This is a genomic window from Niallia sp. NCCP-28, from assembly GCF_023168165.1.
GTDB lineage: Bacteria > Bacillota > Bacilli > Bacillales > Cytobacillaceae > Niallia.
In genome coordinates this window covers 865,071-884,176 of record NZ_BQYJ01000001.1, presented here as the reverse complement: position 1 = coordinate 884,176, position 19,106 = coordinate 865,071, and the positions used below count along the sequence as shown (strand labels likewise).

Here is a 19,106-nt window from a genome sequence, read left to right as displayed (position 1 = left end):
TTTTTTTAAAATAAGAGAAAAGGTTCCTTTTTATTATCGATTTTGTTTTTGAAGCATTTTTTTATATACCTTGATATTTTGATAGACAAGTTCCATCAATGGTGCATGGATATTTTTTGCTTGAGCAAGTTCTAGCAGATAACCTTGCAAATGATCTCCTTCGACAAACGCGTTTTTTTCCATATCCCGCTGCATCGAAGATTTCATTCCATATCCAATGGCATCCATTGTTTTCATATGATCGTCAATAATTGTTTCGCTGATTGGAGCATTATAGGCGGTCATAATAGCCGCACATTCTGTAAATAGCTGGCGAATAATGTTTCGCCCTCCATCACTTTCGCGGATAGGGCCGATTGGAGCACGCATAAGGGAAGTAACGCCTGACATGACTGTAATAAACATATATTTATGCCACATTTCTTTTTCAATAGCGCTGCTCAGCACAAACTCAGCTTTCGTCCCGCTGAATGCATCAGCAATTTTACGGATGCGTTCTGTTTCTTTTCCTTCAAATTCCCCATAAACAAGTTTTGCAGCTTTACTTGTTTGCACTACATCACCATTATCATTTAAGGTGGTTTCAATAAAACATAAGCCTCCAATAACTTTTTCTTCTCCAAAAGCATCTTTTAATATAGGTACATGTGCGATGCCATTTAGAAGAGGAATAATAACGGTATGGTCTCTGACAAAAGGTTTTAAATCTTTTATAGCATTTTCCAAATGGTAAGACTTTGTAGAAAAAAGGACAACATCAAATATTTCGTTAGTGTCTTTAGCTGTGATTAATTTAGGGGTAAAAGAATAATCATCGTTTACACTTCGGATAACTAGGTCATTTTTTTTCAGCTGTTTTTTTCTATTTTCCCTTACTAAAAAAGTAACATCTTCTCCTTTTTCTACTAGACGGCCGCCGAAGTAGCCGCCAACGCCTCCAGCTCCTAATATAAGTATGCGCATGCGATTCTTCCTTTCTAGTATATAGACTGTTTTTTTTATTGTAGCATTTAAGAACAATTTTACACAAAATATAAAAACATGGAGGGAGGAAAATATTTTTAGTAAAATGAATCTGCAAGCAGCGGGGCCTTATTGTCCGTTCATGCCGGATAAATAAAAAACTTTTCAAAGTGGCAACGATTCTCTTTAAGAAAATAAAGCGATAAAAAGGCAGGGGAAATCATAATGTTTCCAGTAGGGAATCTGTTTGTTGTATCGTTTATAAAAAAGAGTACTATGTATTCTCCTTTTAGCCAATTTAAATTGCCGCATCTTCAATTTCAACATGGTCTTCCCAATCTCGCGTTATTTTTAAGGCACCATCATTTGAAAAGGATAATTGACCATTTTTTTCAAAAATCTCGCTGGATTGGCCATCAGATATTTTTAATTTTAGTGTGTAGCTGTAATCTGCTGTTCCATTATTATTTTGCTTTTCTTTTTTTTGAATAACCTCTTCTGTTTTTATTGTTTCATTGCTACAAGCAGTGGCTATTACTCCAATTAGCAAAATAAATATTAAGCCCAGTATTTTTTTTATGCAGTTTCCCCTTCTTCATAATGGTTTGTATTTATTATACTTAAAATAGAAGGATTTCCCTTGTTAATAGTGGGGAATATGTATAAAATTGAAAGTTCATATTTATTTTGTTTAAGGGATTTCGCTAATAGTTAAATACTGAATAATTACTTTCTAAAAATATTTTCGTTCAAGGAGTTGCACTTGAAACATGTATGCAGGAATAATTATGTATTTATGCTGGCAGTCCATGATTAAAATATCAGCAGGAAAAAATCTAAGAATATAATTAATTTATAAAGCGTTTTCTTTTTTGTTTAGTTTAAAAAAGCAAAAAAGAAAAAAGCATTCCGATTTTACAGAAATGTAGTCACTCCAAGGCTTCTCCTTACATACTATATTCAGACTATGATAATACCCATCCCAAAGTTCATAGCTGGTGTAGGCAAGGAGGGTTATACTACTTGAAGGAGAATGAATTTACTCACAAGCCATTACTAACGAAAAGGGAAAGAGAAGTGTTTGAACTGTTAGTACAAGATAAAACAACAAAAGAAATCGCAAGTGATTTATTCATAAGCGAAAAAACAGTTCGAAATCATATTTCAAATGCAATGCAAAAGCTGGGCGTTAAGGGGCGTTCACAGGCTGTTGTAGAGCTCCTTAGAATGGGAGAGCTAAAACTATAATCAGAGAAGATGATTCAGATAAGAACTGCTCGCGAAAATTGCGTGAATGGCTTCTTATTTTGGATCATCTTCTTTTGCATAAAATAAAGGGAGATAAGCCATTGTTTTTTTTAGGATTGATAAGAACCATTCCATCAAATAGCTAAAGAAAAAATTGCACGATAGGAATTCTCAAAAATTAAATCCTGCCTAAATTTACTATATTTATTATTAATTCATTTTTTATTTATAAAAATTAATTTGTAAAAGCAATAATTAATGCTGTTTCATAAAGCCATACTAATGATAACAAATTAGTATGGGAGGAATAAATTTGCAAACGAAAGAAAACTTAGCAATATTCGCTTTGGGCGGCATAAATGAAATCGGGAAAAATATGTATGTTATTCAATATGCAGATGATATTGTAATCATTGATTGTGGAGGAAAGTTTCCAGATGAGAGTTTGTTAGGAATTGATTTAATTATTCCTGATATTTCTTATCTAGAAGAAAATAAGGATAAAATTCGTGCATTAGTAGTGACACATGGCCATGAAGATCATATTGGAGGCATTCCCTATTTTTTAAGAAAAATAAATGTTCCCATCTATGCGACAGCATTTACACTAGGGTTAATTGAATTAAAATTAGATGAACATAAGCTGAAAAGGGATACAAAACTAATTGAGATTAACTCCAAAACAGAAATAGAATTTGGGAAAATAAAAACGTCCTTTTTCAAAACTAATCATAGTATTCCAGATTGTCTGGGAATCGTTTTGCATACACCAGAAGGAAACGTCGTCCATACTGGGGATTTTAAATTTGATTTAACTCCTATGAATAATGAATATTCTGATATTCATAAAATGGCTGATATTGGTCAGGAAGGAGTGCTTGTTCTTATATCAGAAAGTACAAATGCAGAACGTCCTGGTCTAACACCATCAGAAAGAATGGTGGAAGGTCATATGCTGGAGGCCTTTACAAAAGCTACAGGGAAAATTTTCGTTTCTACATTTGCTTCAAATGTAAATCGTGTACAGCAAGTAGTTGAAGCGGCTGCGAAAACCAATAGAAAACTTGCACTGTTAGGGAGAAGTATGGTCAATATAGTATCTGTAGCAATAGAGCGAGGATATTTAACTATTCCTGATGGCATGCTGATTGAGGCGCAAGAAATCGATGCATTATCTTCAGAAAAGGTAGCTATCCTGTGTACAGGAAGCCAGGGCGAACCAAATGCTGCCCTTGCCCGCTTAGCTACTGGAAATTATCGAGATGCTGCTATTTATCCTGGTGATACAATTATATTAGCTGCTTCCCCAATACCTGGGAATGAACGGAGTGTCTCGAGTATTATTGATAACTTATTTCAGCTTGGAGCTAAAGTGATTTATGGTTCGGGAAGTACAACAGGCATGCATGTTTCCGGGCATGGCTATCAGGAGGATCTTAAGCTTATGCTTACTTTAATGAAGCCGACTTATTTTATTCCGATCCACGGTGAATATAGAATGCTGCACCATCATCGTTTGCTTGCTGAATCTGTTGGAGTGGAGAAAGGAAACACATTCATTATCCAAAATGGCGATGTGGTTGATATTCAAAATAAGGTTGCCAGAAAAACACGAAAAATACCAGCAGGAGATACATATATTGATGGAATGGGAGTAGGGGATGTTGGACAGATAGTGCTGAGAGACCGAAAACAGCTTTCCGAAGATGGAATGTTAGTGATTGTGATAACAATTAACAAAGTGGAACGAAAAATAATTTCAGGACCTGATACTATTACTCGGGGGTTTGTATATGCCAGAAATGCAGACGATCTCTTAAAGGAAGTTAACAGACTTGTGAAAAAAACAGTGGAAGAATTACAGGCTGAGAATACTAGACAATGGAATATCATGAAACAAAGTATTAAAAAATCTGTAGGGCAGTATTTATTTGCGCAAACTAGAAGAAGGCCGATGATACTGCCGATTATAATCGAAATTTAAGTGGGTGCAAACCCCTATTAAATAAAAAGAGATGTTTAATTTTATTGATTGCTAATATCGATGCTAAAAAACTAATCTACTGAATGATTGGACAGTAAATATACGTTTAAAGTAAATCGAGCAGGATATTTTGAATTAGAAAAAGAGTGCTTTTTGTATTTGCAGTCCCAAAAGGCATGTATAGGTTTTATTGTTGGGGAATCTTTTGAAGAAGGTAGCTAAATCTATAATAAGAGAAGATGATTCAGGTAAGAGCTGTCCGCAAAAATTGTGTAGATGGCTTCTTATTTTGAATCATCTTCTTTTTTCATGGGGGATTAGCAAGGGAGGAAAGAATAAGGTTTATTTGTTTGCTTACACTATAGTGTAAGCATAATGTTTAGGAGGAAACTATATGCATTATTTTTGGCATAGTGTTGTATTAATACTTTCTGGAATCATTCTTTTGAGGATTGCTGGGAGAAAATCAATTTCTCAAATGACCCATACACAAACGATTGTGATGATTTCTATAGGCACCCTTATTGTACAGCCGATTGTGGAAAATAGTGTCATTAAGGCAATTGCTGCATCAACTATTTTTGTGGTAACGATACTTCTTTTGGAATATTTGCAGCTTAAATGGGATTTTTTTGAGAATATAGTGACAGGAAAAGCTAAAGTGGTGATAAAGGATGGGGTTTTGCAAAGACATACATTAAAACAACTAAGATTAACTATTGATCAGATGGAAATGAGATTAAGGAATAAGGGGATTGCGAAAATAGAAGATATTAAAACTGCAACAATTGAGCCGAATGGAGATATAGGCTATGAAATGCAAGGCGATGCGAAACCTTTAACAGTAGGTGAGTTTAAAAAACTAATGAAGAAATATTTTCCTATGGTAAATAAGCAGATAGAGAATGAGGAGAACCTCCATCATTCCATAGAGACAAGGGAAAATATATTTGAGGAAATAGATAAATAGCAGGGTGTTTTTTTTGAAGATCTTCCAAAAAACATTCCATGTAAAATAATCTCGTTCCTATATCCATTTACGAAGATTCAAATGTGGATTATAATTGGTTTATTGGGCATCTTGTATATTTTTCAATACAAGAATCAATTGTATTAGGATAGAAATTAGGAGATGTAAATATGACTATAGAAGAAAAAGACTCAAAAGAGTATTTAGATATTATTGCAACGATTGAAAAAGATATGAGATACATAGCAGGAATAATTAAGCAAAAAGGCAGAGAACTGTTAAGTGATTATACGATTACTCCTCCACAATTTGTGGCTCTTCAATGGTTGTTTGAAGATGGCGATATGACAATAGGAGAACTTTCGAATAAAATGTATTTGGCATTTAGTACAACAACAGATTTAGTGGACCGGATGGAGAAAAATGAGCTTGTGCAACGTGTAAAAGATCCAAATGACCGGCGAGTTGTGCGCATTCATTTATTAGATGAAGGAAAGGTTCTTATAGATGAAGTAATAAAAAAACGACAAGTGTATTTGCAAGAAGTTTTGGGTAATTATACGTTGGAAGAAATATCGCAGCTAAAAGATAATTTTATGAAACTACATCAAGAAATGCGAGAAAAATGAGGCGGTTTTTTTGGAAAGAGCAATAGGTGTTATAGATTCGGGAGTTGGCGGACTGACAGTTGCAAAAGAAATTATGCGCCAGCTGCCATATGAAAATATTATTTACTTAGGAGATACGGCAAGGTGTCCATATGGCCCGAGAACAGGAGAAGAAGTTAAAAAATTCACATGGGAAATGACAAGGTTTTTATTGCAGCGAAATATTAAAATGCTTGTTATTGCCTGTAATACAGCAACTGCTGTTGCATTAGAAGAAATAAAGGAACAGCTTCCTATCCCGGTTATTGGAGTCATTATACCAGGTGCCAGAACGGCCATTAAGGTGACGAAAAATAATTATATTGGCATGATTGGCACAATTGGCACTGTAAAAAGTCGAGCATATGAACAGGCATTAAAACAGATAAATTTTCGTGTGAAGACAGAAAGTCTTGCTTGTCCTAAGTTTGTTCCTTTAGTAGAAAGTGGAGAATATGAAGGGCCGGTTGCAAAAAAAATTGTAGCAAAAACATTAAAGCCATTAAAGGGTTCAGGAATCGATACATTAATTCTTGGATGTACCCACTATCCATTATTGGAAAAAGTAATTCGCCAAGAAATGGGGCCTGATGTAAAGGTAATCAGTTCTGGAGCCGAAACAGCAAGAGAAGTAAGCACGATTTTATCCCACAATAATCAGCTGGCTTCTTGCAAAAGCAATATGGGACATCAATTTTTTACAACTGGTTCAAAAGATATCTTTGCAAGAATTGCATCTAAGTGGCTAAATGAAAATATTGAAGCTGTGGAAACAATTAAACTAAGCTAGCAATAGCTTAGTTTTCAGAGTGTCGAAAAAGTTTGATAGTAAAAAATCAGGCTGAATGAAAACGTTTGACTATCGAGGAATCCCACTTTTTGAGGAGCGGAGTTACCGTTTGGTGGTAATGAGCACCGCAAAAAAGGGGAGTGACGCAGAGAGCGAACGTTTTTCAACAGCCTGGTAAACTAAGCTAGCAATAGCTTAGTTTTTTTATTTTAGTAGATTAGTTAGAAATTTTTCTCTTCTAAGGGGTCTAAATTAAAAAAATGCTCGTATATATATTAGTACAAACTGTCTTAGGAGTGATTTGAGAATGTCTAAGAATAAAAAAACGGCAATCGTTTCAGCGGTACTTCTTTCAACAGCCATGCTTTCTGGATGTAGTCTATTCGGTAATGATACAAAAGTAAATGTGGATCCGCCTAAAAACACGTATAGTGAAAATACAGCAAAAGAGAGCACAAATACAGCTAAGGAAACGAACGGAGAAGCTGTGGATGAGAATTCCATTGCAACAGAATTGTATTTATTGGACAAAGACGGATATGTGGTGCCACAAACAGTTAATCTACCAAAAACCAAAAGTATAGCAACAGAAGCTCTAGAATATTTAGTGAAAAATGGACCAGTAACTGATATGCTTCCAAATGGATTCCAGGCAGTTATTCCTGAAGATACAAAAGTAAGTGTAAATATTAAAAAGAAAGTAGCTACAGTAGACTTTTCCAAAGAATTTAAAGAATATAAAAAAGAAGATGAAGCAAAAATTCTCCAATCCATCACTTGGACATTAACACAATTTGATTCTATTAACTCGGTAAAACTGCAAATAAACGGAAAAGCATTAACAGAGATGCCTGTTGATAAAACACCGATTCAAAATGCTTTAACAAGAGCAGATGGGATTAATATGGATACATCAGATGTAACAGATATCACCAATACAAAACCACTAACAGTTTATTATATTGGCGGAGATTCAGGAGCCTACTATTATGTTCCTGTTACCAAAAGGGTTAACAATGGAGAAGAAAATAATATTACAGCGGCGGTGGAAGAGTTAGTGAAAGGTCCAGAGAAAAGCTCTTCCCTTGTATCACAACTATCACCAGAAGCAAAACTGCTTGATTCTCCAAAAGTAGCAGATGGGAAAGTAACGCTAAACTTCAACGAATCTATTTATAGCAGCTTTGATGAAAAAGAAAAAATGGTGACAGATATGGCTATTAACTCACTTGTTTTATCTTTAACAGAACAAGAAGGAATTGAGAGTGTTGCATTAACAGTGGATGGAAAAGCACAGCTTCAAAGTGAAGAAGGAAAAAGTTTATCAGCACCTGTAACACGACCGCAAAAAGTGAACACAGGTAGTTATTAAAAAAGGATTTTTGCTATAATAAATAGTAGTAGAGTAGGGTTTGCATTTATGCAGCCCTCTTTCTTATGAACAAGTCGACAAAATCTTATTAGCGACTGAAGGATGGGGGAGTACTATGCGTCATGATAGAAGGCAAAATGCCCAATTAAGACCTGTGCATATTGAAAGCGGTTATTTAAAACACCCAGAAGGATCTGTTTTAATAACTGTTGGAGATACAAAGGTTATTTGTACAGCAACGATTGAGGAGCGAGTTCCGCCATTTATGCGAGGAAGCGGAAAAGGGTGGATTACAGCGGAGTACAGCATGCTTCCAAGAGCGACAGAACAGCGTAATATAAGAGAAGCAGCCAAAGGAAAAGTAACAGGAAGAACAATGGAAATCCAGCGCCTAATAGGAAGAGCACTTCGTGCAGCAGTTAACTTAGAAGCAATGGGGGAACGTACGGTTTGGATAGACTGTGATGTCATTCAAGCAGATGGGGGTACAAGAACGGCTTCAATTACTGGAGCATTTGTAGCAATGGCGATTGCACTGGACAAGCTTTCACAGCAGAAAAAGCTAGCAGTATATCCTGTGCACGTTTTTTTAGCAGCAACTAGTGTAGGGATTTTAAATAATAAAGAGGCAGTGTTAGACTTAGATTATGTCGAAGATTCTAATGCAGAAGTAGATATGAATCTTATTATGACGAGTGAAAATCAATTTGTAGAACTTCAAGGAACAGGAGAAGAAGCAACTTTTTCCTATCAACAACTGCACACATTATTAAGTTTAGGGGAAAGTGGTATACATAAGCTGATAGAAATCCAAAAAGAAGTGCTTGGGGAAGAAATAACCAATAAAATAATGAAAAAATAAGTGTGGGAGAAAAGGAGAATAACATGAAGGAAATAATCATTGCAACCAAAAATGCAGGTAAGGCAAAAGAGTTCGTGCAAATGTTTGCACCCATGGGGTTTGCTGTTAAAACATTGCTGGATTACCCAGAAATAGAAGATGTCGAAGAAACGGGCACAACCTTTGAAGAAAATGCGATCATAAAAGCAGAAACAGTTGCTAAACAATTAGGAGCGATTGTTATATCGGATGATTCTGGCTTAATGATTGATGCTTTGGATGGAAAACCTGGTGTGTATTCCGCCCGTTATGCAGGAGCCAGGAAAAATGATGAAGAAAATATGGTCAAAGTGCTTGAAGAATTAAACGGTGTTCCAACAGATAAAAGAACAGCGCGTTTTTGCTGTACAATTGCGGTGGCGAACCCAAAGAAAAAGACATTAACTTTTACCGGAACATGTGAAGGGCTTATTTTAGAAGAAAAAAGAGGGGAATTTGGATTTGGTTATGACCCGATTTTTTATGTGGTGGAAGAACAAAAGTCAATGGCGGAGCTTCCTTCTGAAATTAAAAATCAAATAAGCCATCGTGCTGATGCAATCAAAAAACTAAAGGGAGAAATTAATTCTGTTTTAAAGGAGGGATAGCATGAAAGTTCTGATTGTAAGTGATAGTCATGGTTTGGCAAATGAATTAAAAGAATTAAAAAAGAGGCATAAGGGAGAAGTTGATTTATTTCTTCATTGCGGAGATTCTGAACTAGCTGCGAATGAAGCAGCTATAGAAGGGTATAAATCAGTGCGGGGAAATTGCGACTATGAAGAAAAATATCCAAATGAGCTAATAGAGGAAGCTTTAGATGCGAAAATCTTTTTAACGCATGGCCATTTATATGGAGTAAAGTCTTCTGTAAATAATTTATTGTATCGAGCAAAAGAAGTTGGAGCAAATATTGTCTGCTTTGGGCACTCTCACTACTTAGGGATGGAGTTAATTGATGGAATTTTATTTATTAATCCAGGAAGTTTGAGGCTGCCAAGAGGGAGAATAGAAAAAACATATGTTATATTAACGATCGGTCAACAGAAATATAAAACAGAAGTATATGATTATGCTCAGGGCAAATTGCCAAATTTAACGACAGAATTCCCTAGAGAATAATAATTGCAAATGTTTTCCTAACAAGGAAATAAAAAATCCTTGTTAGGAAAAAAGTTTTATAAAAACAATTGACTTTTACTTTAATAGCACATATAATAAATATTGTCCTCGTGACATGTGACAAAATAATAATAATGTCCCAGTAGCTCAGCTGGATAGAGCATACGCCTTCTAAGCGTACGGTCGGGAGTTCGAATCTCTCCTGGGACGTATTAAATTATTTTTGTTATTATGAATAGGATGTTTTTAACAAAGCATGTCCCAGTAGCTCAGCCGGATAGAGCATACGCCTTCTAAGCGTACGGTCGGGAGTTCGAATCTCTCCTGGGACGTATTTCTGATAAAGAATAAAAAATCACTCTTATCTTAACTTATAAGAGTGATTTTTTATTTGGATTTATCAATGAAGAAGTACCGTTTATTTTTTCGTCAAGTTATCTTCCTCTGCTCCACGAACATTGCCTTCCTTATTAAAGCGCGCTTTTTCTTTTCTAACAGTTTCAGAAATATGTTCGTTTTCTTCCACTGTTTGTTTTCCAACAACAATTTCTTCAGTAACCACTGGTTTTTTTGTAACTTCTAGGCGTTCCTCAACAATGGGCACCCTGATTGTTTCTGAGTCGCTGACAGGAGACACCTTACCTGAAGAATCACTAACTGGGCGACGTTCTACATATACTTCATCATGCTTTACCGGAACATCTATTTTCTTCTCTTCTGTTACAACTTCTTTGCTGACTTGAATCTCTCCGGTTTGCACATTCTCTCTATCTATATTTAATTCTTCTTCTCTAATAGGCATGATCTTTTCTTCTTTTGTCCTATAATTTTGCTGGTTATTAGAAACATCTGCCACTGCATGCGAATCAGGCGGAAAATCTTCTCCGTATAAGTTATCGGTTTCAGTAGTATCACTTTTTACCAATAGAAATTTGCCATTTTCTAATTCCATATTATATTTGTCAATTTCTTCTTTGGAGAGATCTAAATGATTTAGGCTATTTCCAGCTAATCCTAGATCATCCATTGTAAAGAAATCTTTTAATTTTTCAAAAAACGATTCAGATTCCTTATCTTTAATCTCTGTTGCTTGATATACATCTGCATTTGTCTGAGTTTCTAGATAATCTGTATCCTTTCTGTCGGTAATAACGGAAAAACTAGCAGATTCATGACCCTTATCAGTAAAACCCTCAATTGCTGAAATCGTTTCTTCTGGTGTTTCGTATACTCCTATTACATATCTAGCCATAGCTTGCTTCCTCCTTTTTTATTGTTGTAATCGGTTATGTATTGTTTGATTCCCGTTGTAGTTTCTTTTAAACAGTATATGCAAATGTAAATTTATCCATTTATTATTAGAAATCATAGTTTGCGATGTGTTGAAATAGTGATAGCGCCTATGGTATACAAATGCAGTTTATTTTTATCCTAAAATAATATCTCTGATTATTTTTAGAAAAAAATATAAATTATAGAAAGGAAATAAATAATATGAACAATATTCTGACGTTTGTTTGTAAGTTTCCTTCTCATAAGAAAAAGAAAAAATTACTAAAATTATGTATAAAATGGTTAAAAGAAAGAAAAAATGTAAATAATATCTATTCGTATATTAAAAGTTCACAAAGTTGTAAAAAAGTATTGGAAACGCTTACTATCTTTGTAGTATAATGAACATATAATGATTACATTAATATTTTATTATGTGAATAGATGATCAAAATGAAATTAAAAAGGAGAAATGCAACATGATTTTAAAAGAATTAGGAAGGAATAGAATGATTATTATCAACTATTATAAAAATGGATTTTTGCAAACCTGTAAAGGATATGTGCAAAAGTTGAATCTTAATGATCAAAGTATTGATTTAAAAGATGAAAGACAAAATCTACTAAATATACGCATTTCCTGGATACATGATGTTACAGCAGTAAGCAAATGATTGGCAATAAATGCAATCGCTTTCTTTTTTAGGGGTTGCATTTATTCTGATTAAACTTCGAAAATAAGAAATGAAATAATAGATGAGTCTGTTGGCAGCATCTTTTATAAAATGCATAAAAAACTGTGTGAGAATATATAACAACATAATGTACAATATTAGAATTATTGTATTATAATATAAAACATAAAGTAATATATGGATGTAAAAAGAAATTAATCGATTACCATCATTAGATTCACACAAATTAATAAACTATATAAACGCTGATTTCAATGAGTTATTAGACGATAGTAGAAGAACGTCCTCCCCATTTAAGTAGTACGAATAAATATTCCCCCTATTATCCTTTTAGAGATATATTTTAAAATATTCTCCGTATTTATTGCTTTTTATTTCAGATTGAAAGTGAAAATTTAAAAAAATTTTTTGAATAATTAAAAGTATATGAATTGTTTATCTGTCAATATTGTAAGCGTTTTCCATGTAAGATGGTTTGTTTAAATTATCTAACAATTCTCAAAAATACTGTTGACTCTTTTTTCGATTCGGCGTAAGATAACTTCAACAAAAGCAAAACAAAAAGCATAGCAAACGAGAAATGCTTTTGATGAAAAGATTAATTATACTAACAAAATTAAAATACAAAATAATCCATATAGGAAAATTCGATGAAGAGGATAAGTAGTTTCAAACCTGGGATTCCACAGAGAGCCGGTAGTGCTGAGAGCCGGTGAAGCCAGTTGAAATGAACTCACCTCCGAGTGTTGGCTTGAAAAACGCATGCTTTAGTAGAGTCAACCGAGTGATATCCACTCGTTACCAAAAAATGAGCAGTTACCAAAACTGTTTCTCTTGAGTGCATTCACTTTTAGAAGTGTATGAATTAGGGTGGTACCGTGGAAAGCAAAAGCCTTTTCATCCCTTGTCTACTACATTAGCTAGTATACATGGAGGTGAAAAGGCTTTTTTCATTTAAATAGTCATGCTTTATCAGTACTTACTTTTATGAGGGGGTAAAATAAATGTTACAGGAAACTGCCTTTGAAGAGACAAAGGCTAATACCAATACTAAACCATTAACTGGCGCTGACCTTTTATTGCAAGCTTTGGAAAAAGAGAATGTAGAATTTATTTTCGGCTATCCTGGTGGTGCTGTGTTGCCGATCTACGATAAAATATATGATTCGAAAATTTTCCATGTGCTTCCTCGTCATGAACAAGGGGGAATTCATGCAGCTGAAGGCTATGCAAGAATTTCTGGAAAACCTGGCGTAGTAATTGCAACAAGCGGTCCTGGCGCTACTAATATTGTAACAGGGCTTGCAGATGCGATGATGGATTCCTTGCCATTGGTTGTATTCACAGGGCAAGTAGCAACAGGCGTCATTGGAACAGATGCATTTCAAGAAGCAGATATTTTAGGGATTACGACACCAATTACAAAATACAATTGTCAAATCAGGAATTTGGAAGATATTCCAAAAATCATTAAAGAAGCATTTTATATTGCAACAAGCGGGAGACCTGGTCCTGTATTAATTGATATTCCAAAAGATATCGCTGCAACTATTACGGAAGTGCCAGAGGAGCAGGAAATCAGCCTCCCAGGCTACCAGCCGACGACGCAGCCTAATTATTTGCAGATTCGCAAATTGACAGAAGCGGTGAGTGCAGCTAAAAAACCGGTTATTTTAGCTGGCGCAGGCGTTATTTTTGCAAAAGCAAGCGTGGAGCTGAAAGAGTATGCAGAGCAGCAGCAAATACCAGTTGTTCATACTCTTTTAGGATTAGGCGGTTTTCCGGCAGATAATGAATTGTTTGTAGGCATGGGTGGCATGCATGGCTGTTATGCAGCTAATATGGCATTATATGAATGTGATTTGCTAATTAATGTAGGCGCTAGATTTGATGATAGGCTAACTGGAAACTTGGCTCATTTTGCTCCAAATGCAATTAAAGCACATATTGATATTGATCCAGCTGAAATCGGCAAAATTATTCCTACAAAAATACCTGTAGTAGCAGATGCAAAAGAGGCTTTAGCTGAATTGATCAAACAAAATGGTAAAATGTCAGAACATAATGAATGGAATGAAAAAATAAAAAATTGGCAAAAAGAATATCCTTATTATTATGAAAATTCAAATTTGTTGAAACCGCAAAAAGTGTTAGAGCTATTGCATGAAAAAACTGGCGGAAAAGCCATTGTTACAACAGATGTTGGCCAGCATCAAATGTGGACAGCGCAGTATTATCAATTTAAAGAATCCAATAGATGGGTTACATCAGGTGGGCTTGGAACCATGGGATTCGGATTGCCATCAAGCATTGGCGCACAATTGGCTGACCCTGATGCAACAGTGCTTGCAATCAGCGGCGATGGCGGTTTCCAAATGTGCAGCCAAGAATTGGCGCTAATTAAAGAATTAAACTTGCCTATTAAAATTATCATTTTTAATAATCAGGCATTGGGAATGGTGAGACAATGGCAGGAATTCTTTTATGAATCCAGATTCTCTCACAGCAAGGAATCGGTACAGCCGTCTTTTGTAAAGCTAGCAGAAGCATATGGCATAAAAGGATATCAAATTTCTACTGATGAAGAAGCGGAAACAGTTTTAGATAAAGTGTTAAATGAAAGAGAGCCTGTATTGCTTGATTTCCGTTTAGACCCAAATGAAAATGTCTATCCAATGATTGCGCCTGGAAAAGGTTTACATGAAATGGTGGGGATGAAACCATGAAAAAGATTATTAGTTTAACTGTATTGAATAAATCAGGTGTGCTAAACCGCATTACTAATTTATTCTCAAAAAGAAATTATAATATTGAAAGCATCTCTGTAGGGCACACAGAGAATGAAGGAATTTCACGCATAACTTGTGTGGTTCATGTTGAAAGCGACAGTGTAATTGAGCAAATTACCAAACAATTAAATAAGCAAGTAGATATTCTTAAAGTGGTGGATATTACAGACCAAGCCATTGTAGCAAGAGAGCTTGCATTAATTAAGGTGCTTGCTACTCCTCAAACTAGGCATGAATTGTATTCGCTAATTGAACCATTTCGAGCGTCTGTCATAGATGTCAGCAAAGAAAGCATCGTCATCCAAATAACTGGTGAATCCAATAAGGTTGAAGCATTTATTGAGCTGATTCGCCCATATGGAATTAAAGAATTGGCGAGAACGGGCACAACAGCCTTTCCTCGCGGATCCCAAAAAAGTAATATTCAAAGAAGTACTTACTCTATAGTTTAATTAATTTATTATATAAAACTAACATTTGAAAACGAAAGGGAGAATAAAAAATGGCAAAAATGTATTATAACGGAGACGCAAACTTAGGATATTTTGAAGGGAAAACAGTAGCGGTAATTGGCTACGGTTCACAAGGGCATGCGCATGCTTTAAATATGAAAGACAGCGGCGTAAATGTAATCATCGGTTTAAGACAAGGGAAATCCTGGGACAAAGCAGTTGAAGATGGATTTAATGTATTTTCAGTAGGCGAAGCAACAGCACAAGCTGATATCGTAATGGTTTTGTTGCCTGATGAGCTTCAAACAAAAGTTTATTATGAAGAAATCAAACCAAATTTGACAAACCAAGCATTAATGTTTGCACATGGATTTAATATCCATTTTAATCAAATCGTTGCACCAGAAACAAGCGATGTTTTATTGGTAGCACCTAAAGGTCCTGGACATTTAGTACGCAGAACATACGAACAAGAAGCTGGAGTGCCTGCATTGTTCGCTATCTATCAAGATGTTACTGGAGAAGCTCGCGAGTTAGCGTTAGCATATGCAAAAGCAATCGGATCGTTACGTGCTGGTGCGCTTGAAACTACATTTAAAGAAGAGACAGAAACAGATCTATTTGGAGAACAAGCTGTTTTATGTGGAGGTTTAACAGCACTTGTTAAAGCTGGATTTGAAACATTAGTAGAAGCTGGATATCAACCAGAATTAGCATACTTTGAATGTTTGCATGAGTTGAAATTAATCGTTGATTTAATGTATGAAGATGGTATGGCAGGAATGAGATATTCTATTTCTGATACAGCGCAATGGGGCGACTTTGTAACAGGACCAAGAATTGTAACAGAAGATGTGAAAAAAGAAATGAAAGCAGTATTAAAAGATATCCAAGATGGTAAATTTGCAAAAGGCTGGATTTTAGAAAACCAAGCAAATAGACCAGAATTTACAGCAATTAATGCTCGTGAAAGTGAACATTTAATCGAAAAAGTTGGTAAAGAACTACGTCAAATGATGCCATTTGTAAAAAGTTCTAAGAAGAAAGAAGTGGTAGGCAGTGGCAAGAATTAAGATTTTTGATACAACATTAAGAGACGGGGAACAATCACCTGGAGTAAATCTTAATCTTTCAGAAAAAATTCTTATTGCTGAACAATTGGAGAAATTAAATGTAGATATTATAGAAGCAGGCTTTCCAGCTGCTTCTAAAGGAGATTTTATGTCTGTGCAAAAAATTGCACAGACAATTAAAAATAGCTCTGTTACAGGTCTAGCTAGAGCTGTTCAGTCAGATATTGACGCTGCTTGGGAAGCATTAAAAGATGGGGCCAGTCCAAGAATTCATGTCTTTTTAGCGACTTCTCCTATTCATCGAGAATATAAGCTGAAAATGACTAAAGAACAAGTAGTGGAAAGAGCTGTTTCCGCAGTAAAATATGCTTCTCGGAAATTTCCGATTATTCAATGGAGTGCAGAAGATGCATGCAGGACAGAACTCCCTTTTTTAGCAGAAATAATTGAAGAAGTTATTCAAGCTGGTGCAAATGTAATCAATATTCCTGATACGGTTGGATATATAAATCCATATGAATACGGAAAAGTTTTTCAATATTTAAAAAATAATGTTCCCTCTATTGATAGAGTTTCCTTGTCTACACATTGTCATGATGACTTAGGAATGGCAACAGCAAACTCTTTGGCTGCGATTGAAAATGGTGCAACCCAAGTGGAATGCACGATAAATGGAATTGGAGAAAGAGCTGGAAATGCCGCTTTAGAAGAAATTGCGGTTGCCCTTCATATTCGAAATGATCATTATAAAGAATCAACTAGAATCAACTTAAAAGAAATTAGCCGTACAAGCAGCTTAGTCAGTGAACTAACCGGAATGGTTGTTCCAGGAAATAAAGCAGTTGTTGGACGGAATGCATTTGCTCATGAATCTGGCATTCATCAGGATGGGGTATTAAAGGAAAAAACAACATATGAAATTATTTCACCTGAATTAGTCGGCTATTCATCTAATAACATGGTGTTAGGAAAACATTCTGGCAGCCATGCATTTAAATCTCGCCTTCAAGAACTTGGTCTGGAAATAGCGGATAGTGATGTCAAAGAGCTGTTTGTCGCATTTAAAGAATTAACAGACCATAAAAAAGAAATAACAGATGAAGATATTATTGCTATTGTATTAGAGAAAAAGCTTTCTAAAGAAGAAAAATATTATGAACTTGTTGATGTGAAAGTAAAACACAATGATGATATAGCAGAAGCTTACATTAAATTGCATGGAGCAAAAAATGAAGTGATTGAAGAAACCTGTGAAGGTTCAGGCAGTGTAGAAGCGCTTTATAATACATTGGAAAAATCAATTAATGGAGATGTATGCTTATCAGATTATCGCATACAATCAGTTGGTGCTGGCAGAGATGCACTGGCACAAGTTTTTGTAAAAGTTCAATTTGAAGAAAAAGAATCGAATGGTCGCGGATTGGATCAAGATGTATTAGTTGCTTCAGCAAAAGCATATCTAAACGCTATTAACCGTGCAATATTGGCTAAAGAACAAATAGCAGAAGTCGTAAATAGTTAATTGTTTATTCTGTTAGCAAATCAATTTTCAGCTTTTAAAGTAAAGTGCAAAATAAATAAACATTTTAACCATCAGTGAAGTTATATTTTGTTTCATTGATGGCAGTTTCACGTAGAACGGAAAGGGCGAATTAGAATGAAAAAGAAAATCGCTGTATTACCAGGAGATGGAATAGGTCCTGAGATTGTTCAAGGTGCTATTGAAGTATTGCGAGTAATTGAGGAGAAGTTCCAACATGAGTTTGAATATGAATTTGGAAATATCGGTGGAAATGCTGTTGATATAGATGGAAGTCCTTTGCCAGATCAAACGATTAAGCTTTGCAAAAACAGTGACGCCATTCTTTTGGGGGCTGTCGGTGGACCGAAATGGGAGACTCTTCCTGTTCCCTTGCGTCCAGAACAAGGGTTGCTAAAAATTAGAAAAGAATTAAATCTTTTTGCTAACTTAAGACCAACAACCTATTATGAGAGTTTAGCTGGATCCTCTCCATTACGCCAAGAAATTATTGAAGGTGTAGATTTATTTGTTGTCAGAGAACTGACTGGTGGAATTTATTTTGGCAAACCGAGCGAAAGAACAGCTGTTAATGGCCAAAGCGGTGCAGTAGATACACTGGTCTACAGCAAAGAAGAGATAACAAGAGTATTAGAAAAGGCATTTGAAATTGCACAAATCCGTTCGAAAAAAGTAACTTCTGTAGATAAAGCGAATGTACTAGAATCCAGCAGATTATGGAGAGAATGTGCAAATGAAATAGCAAAAAAATATCCAGATGTTTCTTTAGAGCACATGTTAGTAGATAATGCAGCAATGCAGCTTATTAGAAATCCAAAACAATTTGATGTGATTGTAACAGAAAATATGTTTGGGGATATTTTAAGTGACGAAGCATCTGTATTGACAGGTTCTTTAGGAATGCTGCCATCTGCAAGCATTTCAGAGTCTGGACCGTATCTTTATGAGCCAATTCATGGTTCAGCACCAGACATTGCAGGACAAAATATTGCTAATCCACTTGCTACTATTCTTTCAGCAGCTATGCTTTTACGTTTATCCTTCCAATTAGAAGAAGAGGCGGAAATTATTGAAAAAGCGGTAAATGCTGTTTTAGATAATGGATTCCGCACAAGAGATATTATTTCTCCGAATACAAAAATTGTTTCCACTAAGGAAATGGTAGAAGAAGTGAAAAAAGAAATAGTGGCTACATTGGCGAATAAATTAAATGCCTAATAAGAAAAAATGCCAATATTGTTAGCTGCTAATCGATTGTCAATAAAATAATGAAAAATCTAATGTTTTGGAAAAAAGGAATAACAAGAAA

General features: G+C 35.1%; 18 protein-coding genes, 2 tRNA genes and 1 other annotated feature. Of the genes, 17 read left to right on the top strand and 3 right to left on the bottom strand.

Annotated elements, in window-relative coordinates:
- Nucleotides 1–33: 33 nt before the first annotated feature.
- Entirely contained in the window at nt 34–963 is a 930-nt protein-coding gene (gene panE / locus NCCP28_RS04435; RefSeq protein ID WP_248560161.1) for a 2-dehydropantoate 2-reductase, read from the bottom strand.
- A 298-nt stretch (nt 964–1,261) separates the two neighbouring features.
- Nucleotides 1,262–1,513 (bottom strand): hypothetical protein, encoded by a 252-nt coding sequence (locus NCCP28_RS04430; RefSeq protein ID WP_248560160.1) that lies wholly within the window; start codon nt 1,511–1,513, stop codon nt 1,262–1,264.
- Between the two features lie 473 nt (nt 1,514–1,986).
- Between NCCP28_RS04430 and NCCP28_RS04425 the strand changes: the two genes are divergently transcribed.
- The 11 genes from NCCP28_RS04425 (at nt 1,987) to NCCP28_RS04375 (ending at nt 10,308) form a co-directional block, all read left to right on the top strand.
- Nucleotides 1,987–2,211 carry a helix-turn-helix domain-containing protein gene (locus NCCP28_RS04425; RefSeq protein ID WP_101175759.1) on the top strand — a complete coding sequence of 75 codons (225 nt, stop codon included), beginning with the start codon at nt 1,987–1,989 and terminating at the stop codon, nt 2,209–2,211.
- Nucleotides 2,212–2,524: 313 nt separating this feature from the next.
- Entirely contained in the window at nt 2,525–4,195 is a 1,671-nt protein-coding gene (locus NCCP28_RS04420) for a ribonuclease J (protein ID WP_282579522.1), read from the top strand.
- A 394-nt stretch (nt 4,196–4,589) separates the two neighbouring features.
- Complete coding sequence (locus tag NCCP28_RS04415) at nt 4,590–5,165, top strand: DUF421 domain-containing protein (RefSeq protein WP_248560159.1); 576 nt, start codon at nt 4,590–4,592, stop codon at nt 5,163–5,165.
- Between the two features lie 170 nt (nt 5,166–5,335).
- Nucleotides 5,336–5,794, top strand: coding sequence for a MarR family winged helix-turn-helix transcriptional regulator (locus tag NCCP28_RS04410; RefSeq protein ID WP_248560158.1), 459 nt, complete (start codon nt 5,336–5,338; stop codon nt 5,792–5,794).
- 10 nt (nt 5,795–5,804) lie between these two features.
- A complete protein-coding gene (gene racE, locus NCCP28_RS04405) occupies nt 5,805–6,602 on the top strand; it encodes a glutamate racemase (protein WP_248560157.1) in 798 nt (265 codons plus the stop codon).
- A gap of 307 nt (nt 6,603–6,909) precedes the next feature.
- Entirely contained in the window at nt 6,910–7,974 is a 1,065-nt protein-coding gene (locus NCCP28_RS04400) for a GerMN domain-containing protein (protein ID WP_248560156.1), read from the top strand.
- 115 nt (nt 7,975–8,089) lie between these two features.
- Nucleotides 8,090–8,836, top strand: coding sequence for a ribonuclease PH (gene rph, locus NCCP28_RS04395; protein ID WP_248560155.1), 747 nt, complete (start codon nt 8,090–8,092; stop codon nt 8,834–8,836).
- A 23-nt stretch (nt 8,837–8,859) separates the two neighbouring features.
- Nucleotides 8,860–9,462 carry an XTP/dITP diphosphatase gene (locus NCCP28_RS04390; RefSeq protein WP_248560154.1) on the top strand — a complete coding sequence of 201 codons (603 nt, stop codon included), beginning with the start codon at nt 8,860–8,862 and terminating at the stop codon, nt 9,460–9,462.
- A gap of 1 nt (nt 9,463) precedes the next feature.
- The gene (locus NCCP28_RS04385; RefSeq protein WP_248560153.1) at nt 9,464–9,976 is read left to right on the top strand and encodes a metallophosphoesterase family protein; all 513 of its coding nucleotides are present in this window, start codon (nt 9,464–9,466) and stop codon (nt 9,974–9,976) included.
- A gap of 136 nt (nt 9,977–10,112) precedes the next feature.
- A tRNA-Arg gene (locus NCCP28_RS04380) sits at nt 10,113–10,186 on the top strand.
- A gap of 48 nt (nt 10,187–10,234) precedes the next feature.
- Nucleotides 10,235–10,308 (top strand) — tRNA-Arg (locus tag NCCP28_RS04375).
- Nucleotides 10,309–10,394: 86 nt separating this feature from the next.
- Here NCCP28_RS04375 and NCCP28_RS04370 read toward each other — a convergent pair.
- The gene (locus tag NCCP28_RS04370) at nt 10,395–11,228 is read right to left on the bottom strand and encodes a YsnF/AvaK domain-containing protein (RefSeq protein WP_248560152.1); all 834 of its coding nucleotides are present in this window, start codon (nt 11,226–11,228) and stop codon (nt 10,395–10,397) included.
- Between the two features lie 499 nt (nt 11,229–11,727).
- On the opposite strand from NCCP28_RS04370, the gene NCCP28_RS04365 reads away from it, so the two are divergent.
- The 6 genes from NCCP28_RS04365 to leuB all read left to right on the top strand — a co-directional run bounded on the left by NCCP28_RS04365 (nt 11,728) and on the right by leuB (nt 19,015).
- Complete coding sequence (locus NCCP28_RS04365; RefSeq protein WP_101175770.1) at nt 11,728–11,922, top strand: YolD-like family protein; 195 nt, start codon at nt 11,728–11,730, stop codon at nt 11,920–11,922.
- Between the two features lie 662 nt (nt 11,923–12,584).
- Nucleotides 12,585–12,851, top strand: a binding site (T-box leader).
- Nucleotides 12,852–12,947: 96 nt separating this feature from the next.
- On the top strand, nt 12,948–14,669 hold the full coding sequence (ilvB, locus tag NCCP28_RS04360) for an acetolactate synthase large subunit (protein ID WP_248560151.1): 1,722 nt from the start codon (nt 12,948–12,950) through the stop codon (nt 14,667–14,669).
- The gene (gene ilvN, locus NCCP28_RS04355) at nt 14,666–15,184 is read left to right on the top strand and encodes an acetolactate synthase small subunit (protein WP_248560150.1); all 519 of its coding nucleotides are present in this window, start codon (nt 14,666–14,668) and stop codon (nt 15,182–15,184) included. The genes ilvB and ilvN overlap by 4 nt, the downstream gene beginning before the upstream one ends.
- A 50-nt stretch (nt 15,185–15,234) precedes the next feature.
- The gene (ilvC, locus tag NCCP28_RS04350) at nt 15,235–16,257 is read left to right on the top strand and encodes a ketol-acid reductoisomerase (RefSeq protein ID WP_248560149.1); all 1,023 of its coding nucleotides are present in this window, start codon (nt 15,235–15,237) and stop codon (nt 16,255–16,257) included.
- Nucleotides 16,244–17,779, top strand: coding sequence for a 2-isopropylmalate synthase (locus tag NCCP28_RS04345; RefSeq protein WP_248560148.1), 1,536 nt, complete (start codon nt 16,244–16,246; stop codon nt 17,777–17,779). Before ilvC ends, NCCP28_RS04345 begins: the two co-directional genes overlap by 14 nt.
- 135 nt (nt 17,780–17,914) lie before the next feature.
- Nucleotides 17,915–19,015: a 3-isopropylmalate dehydrogenase gene (leuB, locus tag NCCP28_RS04340; protein WP_248560147.1), complete on the top strand. Its 1,101-nt coding sequence runs from the start codon at nt 17,915–17,917 to the stop codon at nt 19,013–19,015.
- Nucleotides 19,016–19,106 lie beyond the last annotated feature (91 nt).